Annotated in this window: 12 protein-coding genes; 4 read left to right on the top strand and 8 right to left on the bottom strand. The window is 63.1% G+C overall.

Annotation, left to right across the window (positions count from 1 at the left end):
• Positions 1–15 precede the first annotated feature (15 nt).
• Positions 16–315: a DUF3572 domain-containing protein gene (locus tag AC0L2R_RS09385; RefSeq protein ID WP_027156292.1), complete on the bottom strand. Its 300-nt coding sequence runs from the start codon at positions 313–315 to the stop codon at positions 16–18.
• Positions 316–564: 249 nt separating this feature from the next.
• Between AC0L2R_RS09385 and AC0L2R_RS09380 the strand changes: the two genes are divergently transcribed.
• Complete coding sequence (locus AC0L2R_RS09380; RefSeq protein WP_287247952.1) at positions 565–921, top strand: response regulator; 357 nt, start codon at positions 565–567, stop codon at positions 919–921.
• Positions 922–954: 33 nt separating this feature from the next.
• Positions 955–2,328, top strand: a complete 1,374-nt coding sequence (locus AC0L2R_RS09375) for a PleD family two-component system response regulator (RefSeq protein WP_473508562.1) — start codon at positions 955–957, stop codon at positions 2,326–2,328.
• 387 nt (positions 2,329–2,715) lie between these two features.
• On the opposite strand, the gene rpmG is transcribed toward AC0L2R_RS09375, so the two are convergent.
• The 7 genes from rpmG to topA all read right to left on the bottom strand — a co-directional run bounded on the left by rpmG (position 2,716) and on the right by topA (position 11,085).
• Positions 2,716–2,883 (bottom strand): 50S ribosomal protein L33, encoded by a 168-nt coding sequence (gene rpmG / locus AC0L2R_RS09370; RefSeq protein ID WP_006201775.1) that lies wholly within the window; start codon positions 2,881–2,883, stop codon positions 2,716–2,718.
• 247 nt (positions 2,884–3,130) lie between these two features.
• Positions 3,131–3,586: a YqfO family protein gene (locus AC0L2R_RS09365; RefSeq protein ID WP_473508561.1), complete on the bottom strand. Its 456-nt coding sequence runs from the start codon at positions 3,584–3,586 to the stop codon at positions 3,131–3,133.
• Between the two features lie 104 nt (positions 3,587–3,690).
• Complete coding sequence (locus AC0L2R_RS09360; RefSeq protein WP_023801086.1) at positions 3,691–4,866, bottom strand: MFS transporter; 1,176 nt, start codon at positions 4,864–4,866, stop codon at positions 3,691–3,693.
• A gap of 21 nt (positions 4,867–4,887) precedes the next feature.
• Positions 4,888–5,622 (bottom strand): NUDIX hydrolase, encoded by a 735-nt coding sequence (locus AC0L2R_RS09355; RefSeq protein WP_473508560.1) that lies wholly within the window; start codon positions 5,620–5,622, stop codon positions 4,888–4,890.
• A gap of 73 nt (positions 5,623–5,695) precedes the next feature.
• Positions 5,696–6,148: a DUF983 domain-containing protein gene (locus tag AC0L2R_RS09350; protein ID WP_473508559.1), complete on the bottom strand. Its 453-nt coding sequence runs from the start codon at positions 6,146–6,148 to the stop codon at positions 5,696–5,698.
• Positions 6,148–8,454 carry a ribonuclease R gene (gene rnr, locus AC0L2R_RS09345; protein WP_473508558.1) on the bottom strand — a complete coding sequence of 769 codons (2,307 nt, stop codon included), beginning with the start codon at positions 8,452–8,454 and terminating at the stop codon, positions 6,148–6,150. Before rnr ends, AC0L2R_RS09350 begins: the two co-directional genes overlap by 1 nt.
• Positions 8,455–8,460: 6 nt before the next feature.
• Positions 8,461–11,085, bottom strand: a complete 2,625-nt coding sequence (gene topA, locus AC0L2R_RS09340) for a type I DNA topoisomerase (RefSeq protein ID WP_473508557.1) — start codon at positions 11,083–11,085, stop codon at positions 8,461–8,463.
• Positions 11,086–11,492: 407 nt separating this feature from the next.
• Between topA and AC0L2R_RS09335 the strand changes: the two genes are divergently transcribed.
• On the top strand, positions 11,493–12,239 hold the full coding sequence (locus tag AC0L2R_RS09335; protein ID WP_473508556.1) for a cytochrome c biogenesis CcdA family protein: 747 nt from the start codon (positions 11,493–11,495) through the stop codon (positions 12,237–12,239).
• Positions 12,240–12,588: 349 nt separating this feature from the next.
• On the top strand, positions 12,589–13,950 hold the full coding sequence (gene glmU / locus AC0L2R_RS09330; RefSeq protein ID WP_473508555.1) for a bifunctional UDP-N-acetylglucosamine diphosphorylase/glucosamine-1-phosphate N-acetyltransferase GlmU: 1,362 nt from the start codon (positions 12,589–12,591) through the stop codon (positions 13,948–13,950).
• Positions 13,951–13,995 lie beyond the last annotated feature (45 nt).

The raw sequence follows: 13,995 nt of genomic DNA, 5'->3' as shown, positions 1-13,995 counted from the left end.
CGATCCGATCGTCGCTTATATCGAATGCTCATGGTCGTCGTCGCCCAGCGGCAGCGCCCGCAGCGCCTTGCCGACGGAAGCCGGCGGCGTGCCGGTTTCCGCCGCGAACCGCATGAGCGTCGGCTCGTGGGCGAGGATGAATTGCAGCACGCCGGCCAGGAATCCCGGCTCGCCGGCGGCCTGGCGGATCGAATGCGCCTCGATGCCGGTGATCGCCAGGAAGCGGGGCAGAAGTTCCGGATCGGCGGCGACGAAGCCCAATGCCTTCACGGCAATGGTTTCCGCTTCCTCGCGCATTGACCCTGGGTTTGCCATCACTACCTTCTTCTGGGTTGAATGAGTCTGTTTTTGGCAGTAATCGCAAGCGTCGCCTGCGGCAAGCCATCTGTCTCTGCAATGCGGAGTTCGCGGTGAAATCCGAAGCTTTTCCGGCAGCCGGTTTCCGTTTCGTCAATTATCTCGCGGTAGAGTTGAGCAGGGTTTGGTGCGTACCGGCGAGGGCGCATGGCGGCATCCTTCGAGCGGAAGGCAGGCCGGGACGGGAATTTGATGCCTAAGAAGGTCATGATCGTCGAGGACAACGAGCTCAACATGAAGCTCTTTCGCGACCTCATTGAAGCGAGCGGTTACGAGACGGTACGCACGCGCAACGGTCTGGAAGCGCTGGATCTGGCGCGACTGCACAAGCCGGACCTCATTTTGATGGACATCCAGCTGCCCGAAGTGTCGGGGCTGGAAGTGACCAAATGGCTGAAGGAGGACGACGACCTCCATGTCATCCCGGTCATTGCCGTCACCGCATTCGCGATGAAAGGCGATGAGGAGCGTATCCGCCAGGGTGGCTGCGAAGCCTATATTTCCAAGCCGATCTCGGTGCCGCGTTTCATCGAAACCATCAAATCCTACCTGGGCGACGCCTGATGCGCCCTTCCAGCCGAGCCGGAGCTTTATGAGATGACTGCACGGATCCTCGTCGTCGACGACATCCCTGCCAATGTCAGGCTGCTCGAGGTCCGGCTGCTTGCCGAATATTTCGAGGTGCTGACCGCCACCAACGGGCCGGACGCGATCGAGACCTGTGAAAACGGCAAGGTCGATGTCGTATTGCTCGACGTGATGATGCCTGACATGGACGGGTTCGAAGTCTGCCGCCGGCTGAAGAGCGATCCGGCGACGTCGCACATCCCGGTTGTCATGATCACCGCGCTCGACCAGGTTTCGGACCGGGTGCGCGGCCTCGAGGCCGGTGCGGACGATTTTCTGACCAAGCCGGTCAACGATCTGCAATTGATGACCCGCGTCAAAAGCCTGGTCCGGCTGAAGACTTTGACCGATGAGCTGCGCCTGCGCGCCTCGACCACGCGCAATATCGGCATCGAGGAGCTGTTGAGCCGCAACTTCGCGTCCGCGGACACCACGCCGAAGGTTCTGCTGATCGACGAGCGCAAATCCTCCATTGAGCGCGTCCAGAAGATGCTGCGCAGCAGTGCCGACCTGGACATCGCCACCGATCCGCATGCCGGCTTCTTCCAGGCCGCCGAGACGCCCTATGAATGCGTGATGATCTCGACGGGTTTTGCCGATTTCGATCCGCTCAGGCTCTGCTCGCAACTGCGTTCGCTCGATCGCACCCGTTTCGTGCCGATCATCCTTCTGGCGGAGCAGGGTGAGGAGGGACGCATCGTCCGCGGCCTCGAGCTTGGCATCAACGATTATCTGATGCGTCCGATCGACCAGCATGAATTGACCGCGCGGCTGCGCACGCAGGTGCGCCGCAAGCGCTACAACGACCAGTTGCGCGCCAGCGTCACCCAGACCATCGAGATGGCGGTGACCGACCCGCTGACGGGATTGCACAATCGCCGTTACCTCGACAGCCATCTGCAAACACTGTTCGACCGCGCCGTGGCGCGGCGGCGGCCGCTGTCGGTGATGATCACCGATCTCGACCGCTTCAAGATCGTCAACGACACGCATGGCCATGACGGCGGCGACGAGGTGCTGCGCGAATTCGCGCGGCGGCTGCGCAAGAATGTGCGCGGCATCGATCTCGCCTGCCGCTTCGGTGGCGAGGAGTTCGTCGTGGTGATGCCGGACACGGACGGCGCCGTCGCCGAAAAGGTCGCGGAGCGGATTCGCGCCGAAATCGCCCAGATGCCGTTTGCCGTCGGTCAGGACGGCAAGACGATCGAGGTTACCGTCAGCGTCGGCGTGTCGTCGGTGCTGAAGGGTGTCGACTCGGTTGCCGGGCTAATGAAGCGGGCCGACCTCGCGCTCTACGAAGCCAAGAGCGCCGGCCGCAACCGGGTCGTCGCCAAGGCGGCGTAAAAGTCCGATTATCCTGTCAATGTGACTGGGTTACGAATTTACCTTAACGCAAGCGATTCGCCGGGCTTGGTTAAGAAATTGTTGATTTTCGCAGGCTGTTGCGCAAATGTGCAGGCCGATGACGGGACCGGCGCGAGGGTAGATCGCCGGATCGATCCGAAGAATACCCCATGATTCAGGTCCGCCGCATCTCCTGGGTCCGTGGGGTCGGCCGGCCGGCGCTGGCACATAGTGGCCTCCTCGTACCGCTGCCAAACGCCGGCCGGCCCCCATTCTCAAAATGACATCAAGTCTCTGCGCCAAGCATTGGAAATTCTGGACTTTTCGAGCTTTGAAAACAAAAAAGCCGCCCACGGGGCGGCGTTTTTGTCTAAGCAGGAAAGCAGATTACTTGATCTTGGTTTCCTTGAACTCGACGTGCTTCTTGGCGACCGGATCGTATTTGCGGAACGACAGCTTGTCGGTCTTGGTGCGGCTGTTCTTGCTGGTCACGTAGAAGAAACCGGTGTCGGCGGTCGACAGAAGCTTGATCTTGATGTTTGCGGCTTTGGCCATTGTATCAGTCCATTATGTTCGTGGAGTCTTGGCCGCTGGAGCACGGGAAAACCACCCGGACGCGGGAAACTTGGCGCGACACATAAACAACGCACCCGGAAAGTCAACCCTGTGAGCCGGCCTCTTCCTTCTCCCCTTGTTGTGGGAGAAGGTGGATCGGGGCGTAGCGCCGATACGGAAGAGGGGTATTGGACGGAGTGCTGTCGGTGCCAAACCGGAGCACCCCTCATCCGGCCGCGTTCCGACTCTACGCATCTTCTTTAACTGGAGCGGCCTTCTTCCAGTCTCCCGTGGTGTTCCACCAGCGGTTCGGGTTCGAGCGGTCGTCCAATCCCTTGGAGCGGCTGGCGAGGATCGGCTGGATGCGGATCACCGGCTCCTGATAGCTGTGGACCTGGAAGATCGCCTCGACGATGCGGGCGGCCAACGCCTGCTCGTCGGGCAGCTCGAACGACACTTCCACCGTGCCATGCCGTCTGCGCAATTCGGTCTCGGCGCCGGCGGCAGCACCTTCGAGCGCCCGGTAGCGCTCGATGCCGTGCGCCGACTGGTAGGCATTGCTGTCGTATTTGCCCGTGGTGAGCAGGGCGATCGCGACCACCGCTTCCATGATACGGTCGACATCGGAAGCCGGCGCCTGGAAGGTCACAAGCAGCAGCAATTCCATCCGCAGCGATTTCGTTTCAAACCCGGAGTCGATCATGGCGGCATCCTCAAATTCGTGGCGTGTTGCTGACAATCTACTCAGGTGCTGCTGACACGGTTATGTCAGCAGCCTTGCGCCACCTGAAGCATCGATCGGGTCTTTTACAGGATTTTTCGGATGAGCCTGGCGCCGACCAGCGCGATATAGAAGGCAAAGAACAAGCCGAGCGCCCAGCCGAAACCGGAGGGGCCGAAAAGGTCCATGCCGATGCCGATCGCCTGCGGGCCGAGCACCATGCCGACACCGTAGCAGAGCACGAAGGCAGCGTTGGCCGAGGCCAGGTCGTGGCCGGAAAGCTGCGAGCCGAGATGGGCCAGGCCGATCGTGTACATGGCCGCGACGACGCCGCCCCAGACGAACAGAAGCGCCGCCATTAGATGCCAGTTCTGCGCGAAGTGCGGCATGAAGATGGTGCCGGCAAGCCCGATGGTTGCACAGGCCAGAAGCAGATAACGGCGGTCGCTGACCCGGTCGCTGATCATGCCGAGCGGGATCTGCAACAGCACGTTGCCGAGGCCGATCATGGTGAGCAGCAGGGCGGCATCGGCCTCGGAGTAGCCGATACGATTGCCATAGACGGGAAACAGCGCAAAGCCACCGGTCTCGACCGCGCCGAACACCAGCACCGCAGCGGTCGCCGTTGGCACCAACCAGATGTAGCGCAGGAAGTTGCTGGTTTCGCCGTTGGAGACGATCGTCGGGCTCTCGTTGCGGGCCGCCAGAACTGGAATGGCGGCCAGCGTCACCAGCGCCATGATGACGCCGAAGGGCAGGAAGCCAGCGCTGCCGAGTTGGGCGAACAGCCACGGCCCGGCGGCAAAGCCGAGCGACAGCACGGTGGCGTAGATGCCGAGGACGAGACCGCGCCGGTGCGGCGGCGCCGATGTGCTGATCCAGAATTCCGACAGGATGAAAAGCACCGTCAGCGCGATGTGCAGCAGGACGCGCAGCGGAAACCACATCCAGAAGTCCGGTGCGAAATGGAAGCCGACAAAGGCCAGCACTCCGGTGGCGATCATGGCGAGCATCGTCCTGGCGACGCCGAACCGCATCGCCAGCGGGGTGGCGAGCGGTGCGCCGGCGATCGAGGCGAGGCCGGCGACAGCGGTGTTGAAGCCGATCATCGACGCCGAATGGCCACGCGTTTCGAGAATGACGCTGAGCAGCGGCATGCCGAGGCCGATGGCGATGCCGACGACGCTGATCGACGAGATCGCCGCGATCATCGGCAGCCAATGGACGCGTTCTTCGACCTCTTGCTGGGTATCGACTGTCATGGGATGTGAATGCTCTATGCTCTAAAGAATTTCGCGAACGAAGCGATTACCGACAAGCCGGTAGAACGGCACGGAACCACCGGGGCGCAGCCGCGGATCGTCGACGAGCCGCTTTTCCAGCTCCTCCAGGATAGCCCTGGTGATATCGGGCACATCAGCTTCTCTGGCCTTGGCGAGCGGCAGCCAGACCAGTTCCTCCAGCTCGTTGGTCGGACCGCCGTCGGGCAGCTCCACGGCGACGTCTTCGCGCCAGGCGCTGAAGAAGCGCGTGTCGAAGCGCCGCACCCGGTTTGGCGGCGTGATGGCGCGCGCGATGAAGCGCAGCGCTTCCAGCGACGGTCTTACGCCGTGCTCGGCAAAACCCTGCCAATCGCGCCTGGTCGTGGCGAAGGCGCCCTTCTGGCCGATCAGCAGGCCGGCTTCTTCATAGGTCTCGCGAATCGCCGACAGGGCGATGGCGCGGGCACGGGCCGGGCTGGTGCGGCCGACGCCGGCGGTCAGCCTCGCCTGTTCCTCAGGGTGCAGCGCTGTGGCAACGGGAATTCGGCTGTCGGCCGGATCGGTGCGGCCACCGGGAAAGACGAATTTCCCCGGCATGAAGGCGTGACGGGCGTGGCGCCTGCCCATCAGCACCAGGAACTCGGCGCCCTTGCGGTCGAGCAGGATCAGCGTCGCGGCGTCGCGCGGGCGTATAGGCCTGGCGTCGAGCGCGATCGGCTCAACCTTGTCGACTTCCGCCTTGGTCACAACGTCCATGCGCACGACCTAGCGGAATCTTCTTCGATGCGAAAGTGGCGTCCAGCCATGCCGATTTGCGCCAGCCTCGATTTCAAGCCTCGGGATGCGACTCGATCAGATCTTCTTCCCCGCCGAAGCCGTGCATATAGAACGCCCATTGCAGGCCGATGACGGCGCCCTTGACCGGCTGCAGCAAGACGATCGCCATGAGGATGGTCAGCGGCACCCAGATGGCGACGTGCTGCCCTGTGGACAAAGTGGAGGCCGCTTCGACACCCATGAAGGCGCCGAGCACGATGTGGCCGACGATGGCCACCACCAGATAGGCCGGCAGGTCGTCGGCGCGGTGGTGATGAAGCGCCTCACCGCAATGATCGCATGTATCGACGGTCTTGACGAAGGCACGAAACAGCTTTCCCTCGCCGCAATGTGGGCAGCGGCCAAACGCGCCACGCTTCATCGCCGTCCACAGCGGGCGGGCGATCCGTCCGGTGTGCTGTTCGCCGCCGAAAACCTGTTCGTTCATTTTCAGATCGCTTGGCATTACCGTCTCCTGCCGCGCGAGCCTGGACGCGATTGCGACGCACGGGCGCGGCCCTTGGCCTTGTGAAACGACCGTTTGGAGCCGGGCAGCGGCTTTGGGTCGGTCAGCATCTCGAAACGCATCGCGCCGGCCATAGGCGCCACCTCGATCAGGCGAACCTCGACGCGGTCGGCAAGCTGATAGCCCTTGCCGGTGCGTTCTCCGAAAAGCGATCGGGCAGTTTCGTCGTATATATAGTAATCGCCGCCCAGACTTGACACCGGAATGAAACCATCTGCGCCATACTGCGGCAATTGGACAAATAGTCCCGATTTGGTGACGCCCGAAATGCGTGCATCGAAGCAATCGTCGACACGCTCTGCCAGATAGGCGGCGATCAGCCGGTCGACCGTGTCGCGCTCGGCGGCCATGGCGCGGCGCTCGGTGGCTGAGATCAGCGCAGAAACTTCTTCCAGCCGCTCCGCTTCATCCTGCGTCAGTCCGCCTGCACCGAAGCCGAGCGCGGCAATCAGCCCGCGATGCACGATCAGGTCGGCATATCTGCGGATCGGCGAGGTGAAGTGCGCATAGCGTTTCAGGTTGAGGCCGAAATGGCCGATATTGCTTGGCGAATATTCGGCCTGCATCTGCGTGCGCAGCACCACCTCGTTGACCAGCCCCTCATGGTCGGCGCCGCGGACGCGATCCAGGATGCCGTTGAACTGGTTTGGCCGCATCTGGGCGCCGCGCGCCAGCGAAAGGCCAAGCGTCTGCAGGAATTCACGCAGCGATTCCTGCTTGGCGAGCGAAGGTGCGTCATGGATGCGGTAGACCAGCGCCTGTCGTTTCGCCTCCAGCGTCTCGGCCGCCGCGACATTGGCCTGGATCATGAATTCTTCGATCAGCTTGTGCGCGTCAAGCCGCTCCGGCACGACGACGCGGTCAACGGTGCCGTCCTCCTTGAGCAGGATCTTCCGCTCCGGCAGTTCGAGCTCGAGCGGCTGGCGCGTCTCACGACCGCGCTTCACCACGGCATAGGCGTCCCACAGCGGCTTCATCACCGTGTCGAGGATCGGGTCGGTCTTGTCGTCCGGCGCGCCGTCGATCGCGGCCTGCGCCTGGCGATAGGCGAGTTTTGCCGCCGATTTCATCATGATGCGATGGAACGAATGCCTGAGCTTGCGGCCATCGGCCGAGAAGGTCATGCGGACCGCCAGCGCCGGGCGGTCCTGGCCTTCGCGCAGCGAACAAAGGTCGTTGGAGATACGCTCCGGCAGCATCGGCACAACGCGATCCGGGAAATAGACCGAGTTGCCGCGCTTCAGCGCCTCGCGGTCGAGCGCGGTGCCATAGCGCACATAAGCGGCGACATCGGCAATCGCCACGGTAACGACCACGCCGCCGGGGTTCTTCTCGTCCGGATCTGCCGTCGCGAACACGGCGTCGTCATGGTCCTTGGCGTCGGCCGGATCGATGGTGACCAGCGGCAGCTCGCGCCAGTCTTCGCGGCCGGCCAGCGTCGCCGGTTTGACCGCCTCCGCCTCGGCGATGACGTCTGCCGGGAAAATATGCGGAATGTCGTGCGCGTGGATGGCGATCATCGAGACCGCCTTTTCGCTGGTTAGCGAACCCAGCACCGCCAGCACCTTGGCCCTGGGCAGCCCGTAGCGGGAGGCCCGCGCCGGCTCGACCTCGACAAGATCGCCGTTCTTGGCGCCGTTCTGGAATTCCTTGTCGACGACCAGCTCCGGCTGGCGTCTTTCGACAGGCTCGATGCGGAAGGTACCGTCCTGCAGCACGCGAAAAACGCCGAGAACTGCATCGGTGCGCTTCTCGAAGATCTTCATCACCCGCCCGGTATAGGCAGGGCCGGTCGGGTCATCGGTTGGAAAGGTCTTGGCCAGCACGCGGTCGCCAATGCCCGGTGTCGGGCCGCCGCCGCCGCGCGACACGCGTATCGCTATGACGGGAGGCTCGCCGTTGCCCACGGCTTCGGTTGGGTGCGCCAAAAGCACGCCGTCGGCGTCGCGGCCAAAGATGTCGAGCACGGCGACATGGGCGAGGGCGCCGACGCGGGCGAGCCGCTTGCGCTCCTTGGTCAGCAGGCCCTCATCCTGCAAGTCGCGCAAAACATCCTTCAGCCAGATACGGTCTTCGCCGCGCAGCGCAAACGCCTTGGCGATGTCGCGTTTGCCTGAGCGATCCGGATTTTCGGCGATGTAGCGCAGGATCTCGTCGCGGGACGGCCGGTAATCATCCTTGACCTTGGCCCGGGTGTCGGCGGTGCGCAGATCGCCATGACTTCTTCCGGATTCCCTGCGCGCCACGATGCACTATCCCTTTTTGTTGGCCACTTTCTTGGCGGCCGGTTTTTTGGCCGCAGGCTTTTTGGCAGGTGCGGCCGCTTTGCGGAAGGGCTTTCTGCCGCCATTGCCGCCCTTGGCTTCCTTCTCGGCAATCAGCGCCACCGCGTCCTCGATCGTCACCGACTGCGGGTCCTTGCCCTTCGGCAGCGTCGCATTGACCTTGCCGAAATTGACATAGGGCCCGTATTTGCCATCACGCACGACGATCTTGCCGCCGCCCGCCGGATGCTCGCCAAGTTCCTTCAAGGCGGCGGGCGTGCCGCCATTGCGACCGCCGGGGCCCTTCAATTGCTTCTCGGCGATCACCGACACGGCGCGGTTGAGACCGATCGAGAACACGTCCTCGATATTGTCGAGATTGGCGTAGGTGCCGTCATGCAGCACGAACGGGCCGTAGCGCCCCAGCCCGGCCGAGATCATCTTGCCGGATTCCGGATGCTTGCCGACGTCGCGCGGCAGCGACAGCAGGGCGAGGGCTTTTTCGTGGTCGATCGAATCGGCGCTCCAGCCCTTGGGCAGGCTGGAGCGCTTGGCTTCCTTGCCGTCGCCGCGCTGGACATAGGGCCCGAAACGACCACTGCGCAGCGTGATTTCCTCCGCCGTGTAGGGGTCCTTGCCCAGCACCTTGGTGCCATCCTCGCCGTTGCCGTTTTCGGCATTGGGGTTGGCGGCGTCGCCGAGCTGGCGGGTGAAGGAGCATTCGGGATAGTTCGAGCAGCCGACAAAGGCGCCGAATTTGCCGAGCTTCAGCGACAGGTTGCCGGTACCGCATTTCGGGCAGATCCGCGGGTTCGAACCGTCTTCTCGCGCCGGAAACACCAGCGGCGCCAGTTCCTCGTTGAGGGCGTCGAGCACGTCGGTGACGCGCAATTCCTTGATGTCGGCGACGGCGCCTGAAAAATCCTTCCAGAAATCGCGCAGCACATCCTTCCAGGCGAGCTTGCCGTCGGAAATCTCGTCGAGTTTTTCCTCGAGCGAGGCGGTAAAATCATATTCGACATAGCGCTCGAAGAAGCTTTCGAGGAAGGCCGACAACAACCTGCCCTTGGCCTGCGGCAACAGCTTGCGCTTGTCCATGCTGACGTAGTCGCGGTCCTCCAGCGTCTTCAGGATCGCCGTGTAGGTCGACGGCCGGCCGATGCCGAGCTCTTCCAGCTTCTTGATCAGCGAGGCTTCCGAATAGCGCGGCGGCGGTTCGGTGGTGTGCTGGGTGGCGTTGATCGCCTCGCGCTCGAGTTGTTCGCCGGCACGGATCTCGGGCAGACGGCGATCTTCCTCGTCTTCCGCATCCTCGTCCTTCTGGTCGGTGTAGGCGGCAATGAAGCCATCGAATCGAACGACCGAACCGACGGCGCGAAGCTCCGCGCTGCGGGCGCCGTTGACCGCCTCGATCTCGACCGTGGTGCGCTCGATCTCGGCTGGCTGCATCTGGCTGGCGATGGCGCGTTTCCAGACAATCTCGTAAAGCCGCGCCTGATCGGCATCGAGATATTGCCTGACCGAAGCCGGCGTGCGCATGAAGTCGGTCGGGCGGATCGCTTCGTGCGCTTCCTGGGCGTTCTTGGCCTTGGTCGTGTAGTTGCGCGGCTTTTCGGGCAGGTATTTTGGGCCGAACTCTTTTGCGATCGCATCGCGCGCGGCTGATATCGCCTCGGGCGCCATCTGCACGCCGTCGGTTCGCATATAGGTGATCAGGCCGGTGGTTTCGCCGCCGATGTCCATGCCTTCATAGAGCCGCTGCGCCACCTGCATGGTGCGGCTTGCCGAAAAACCGAGGCGCGAGGAGGCGGCCTGCTGCAGCGTCGAGGTGGTGAAGGGCGGGCCTGGATTGCGCCTGGTCGGCTTGGCTTCGACCGACAGCGCCTTGAAGGTCGCGCCATCCAGCATCGCCTTGATGTCGTCGGCCTGCGCCTTGTTCGAAATGTCGAGCTTTTGCAGCTTCTTGCGATCGAAGGCAGTCAGCCGCGCCTCGAAATTATCCTTGCGCGGCGTGCCGAGAATGGCGGCGATCTGCCAGTATTCCTCGCGGATGAAGCGCTCGATTTCCAATTCGCGGTCGCAGACGAGGCGCAGTGCCACCGACTGGACGCGGCCGGCAGAGCGGGCGCCCGGCAGCTTGCGCCACAGCACGGGCGACAGCGTGAAGCCGACGAGATAGTCGAGCGCGCGGCGGGCGAGATAGGCGTCGACCAGCGGCGCATCGATCTGGCGCGGATTGGCCATCGCTTCCAGCACCGACGATTTCGTGATGGCGTTGAAGACGACGCGGCTGACCGGCTTGTCCTTCAGCGCGCGCTTCTGCTTCAGCACTTCCAGAACGTGCCAGGAAATGGCTTCGCCCTCACGGTCCGGATCGGTGGCGAGGATCAGGCCGTCGGCGTCCTTGACCGCCTTGGCGATGTCGGCAAGACGTTTGCTCGAGGCGGTGTCGACAGCCCAGGACATGGCAAAATCCTCGTCCGGACGCACCGAGCCATCCTTGGCCGGCAGATCGCGGACGTGGCCGAACGAGGCCAGGACCTTGTAGTTCTTTCCGAGGTACTTGTTGATTGTCTTCGCTTTGGCCGGCGATTCGACGACGACGACGTCCATGAGGTCTCATATCAGCTGTGGTGCGGCAGAAGAATTCCGCTGCGCGCGACGAAATCTCGTATAAGTGTCGCTCACATGGCCGTGCTTTTGCATCCGGTCAAGGGCAAGCGCCCAAAATGCAGTCCTGCATTGAGGGGTGCGTCATGTGATATCCGCAATCCTGGATAGGGAGAGCGGCTGCCCTGATCGTTGGACAAACCGGCAATGAATCCGGGAGAACGGGACAAATACTTCCGCCGATATAAGAGAAACATCGATCACGCGCCAGCCCTGGTTTGAAGAGACGGCAGGCATGATGCGACGTTGACAGGCGTGGCATGCGGCCGTGCGACTTGCCAACGCGATGGTGATTGGCGGATCGGCGCGGTCGCGGCTATATGGCAGCGCAAACCATCAGGAGTTCGGGAATGGCGTTGGATATCGGCTATGTCAGCGCGGTCGGGGCGGGGGCGATCTCGTTCCTGTCGCCTTGCGTGCTGCCGCTGGTGCCGCCCTATCTCTGCTATATGGCCGGCGTGTCGGTCGATGATTTCCGCGGCAATGCCGGCGTCACCGCCAGGGCCGACGCACGCGGCGCGCTGCTTTTTGCCTCGATCGCCTTCGTTCTCGGCTTCTCGACCGTCTTCGTGGCGCTGGGCGCCGGCGCCTCGACCATCGGCCGGCTGCTGCGCGTCTGGCAGGAGCCGCTGGCGATGGCGGCTGGCGTGCTCATCATCCTGATGGGGCTGAATTTTCTCGGCATATTGCGCATCCCGCTGCTGTCGCGTGAGGCGCGCTTCCAGTCACAGGGCAAGCCGGCCAGTATCGTTGCCGCTTATGTCATGGGACTGGCCTTCGCCTTCGGCTGGACACCCTGCATCGGACCGGTGCTGGGTCCGATCCTGACGCTGGCTGGCGGCCGCGAGACGGTGGGCGAGGGCGCGGCTCTGCTTGCCGCCTATTCGCTCGGCCTCGGCATACCGTTCCTGGTCGCGGCGCTGTTTTCCGGCGCCTTCATGCGCTTTCTCACAAAATTCCGCGTCCATCTCGGCCGCGTCGAAAAGGCAATGGGCGCGCTGCTGGTCGTCGCCGGCGTGTTTTTTCTGACCGGCGGCGTGCAGGCTGCATCCTACTGGCTGCTGGAGAATTTCCCGGTGCTGGGGCAGTTGGGGTGAAATTGGATCAATGCTGTCGCAAATTGGTGTTGCCGGCCCGCAATCGCTTCAGGTCCGCGCTGCCCCTCATCGCCCTGCCGGGCACTTCTCCCCGTATAGTGACGGGGAGAAGGGACGCCTTCGCAGAGGATTTCGCCAATCTCCAACGCTGCAGAAACAGCGCCAAGGTTGCGGCCAGCCCTCTTCTCCCCGTCACTATACGGGGAGAAGGTGCCGGCAGGCGGGATGAGGGGCAGCGCCGAGTTCGAAAATTGGACTGCCGCAAGTCTCACCGGAATTTAACCGCATTGGTGCAGCATGGCGCCAATCCATGCCTTGATTCCCAACCCTTTTCATATGGTCGCATTCCATGAGCCAGAGAACCTGCCTGTCCGTCATCCTCGCCGCCGGCGAGGGCACGCGCATGAAAAGCGCTGTGCCAAAAGTGCTGCACCCGATCGCCGGCCTGCCGATGGTCGCCCATGTCGTGAGGGCTGCTGAAGCCGCAGGCAGCGGCGATCTGGCGCTGGTGATCGGCCATGGCGCCGACGAGATGCGCAAGGCCACGCAAAAGTTCGCGCCGAAGGCGGAGACCTTCGTCCAGGGCAAGCGGCTCGGCACGGCGCATGCCGTTCTGGCGGCTCGCGACGCGATCTCAAAGGGTTACGACGACATCCTCGTGATGTTCGGCGACACGCCGCTGATCGACCCGGAGGTGCTGAGTGCTGCGCGTCTGAAACTGGCCGGAGGCGCTGCCGTCGTTGTGGTCGGCTTCCGCACGTCAAATCCGTCCGGCTATGGCCGACTGATCGAAAAAGGCGGCAAGCTCATCGCCATCCGCGAGGAAAAGGACTGCACCGACGAGGAGAAGAAAATCACCTTCTGCAATGGCGGGCTGTTGGCGGTTGCAGGCAAGCACGCGCTGCAGCTGCTCGACCAGGTCGGCAACGACAACGCCAAGGGCGAATATTACCTCACCGACATCGTCGAGATCGCGGGCGGGCAAGGCCTTAATGTCATCGCCGCAGAAGCCGGCTTTGAGAATGTGCTCGGCATCAACAACCGCCCCGAACTGGCTGCGGCCGAAGGCATCTGGCAGGCGCGCCGGCGGCGCGAGGCCATGCTCTCCGGGGTTTCCCTGATCGCACCCGAAACCGTATTCTTTTCATACGATACCGAGATCGGCGCCGATACGATCGTCGAGCCCAATGTCTGGTTCGGGCCGGGCGTGACAATCGCCACCGGCGCCAGGATCCATGCCTTCAGCCATATTGAAGGCGCCACGATCGCTTCCGATTGCGATGTCGGTCCGTTTGCACGGCTGCGGCCGGGTTCCGATCTCAAGCAAAAAGCCAAGGTCGGCAATTTCTGCGAGGTCAAGCAGGCGACGGTCGAGGAGGGCGCCAAGGTCAATCACCTGACCTATATCGGCGATGCCCGCGTCGGCGCCGGCGCCAATATCGGCGCTGGAACTATCACCTGCAATTATGACGGCTACTCGAAATTCTTCACCGACATCGGCGAAGGCGCCTTCGTCGGCTCGAATTCGTCGCTGGTGGCGCCTGTCACAATCGGCAAGGGCGGCTACGTCGCTTCGGGCAGCGTGATCACCGAAAGCGTGCCCGACGATGCGCTCGCCTTCGGCCGCGCCCGCCAGAGGACGCTGCCCGGCAAGGGCAAGGAATTGCGCGAGCGTTTTGCTGCGGCTGCGGCGGCCCGGAAAAAAGGCTAGCCTGGCTGCTGTAACCGGATTGCAAGTGCGCCCTGTCATGGTGCA

Source organism: Mesorhizobium sp. WSM4820 (assembly GCF_055811075.1).
The sequence above is the reverse complement of the archived record's forward strand: the minus strand, read 5'-3'. Positions and strand labels throughout refer to the sequence as shown.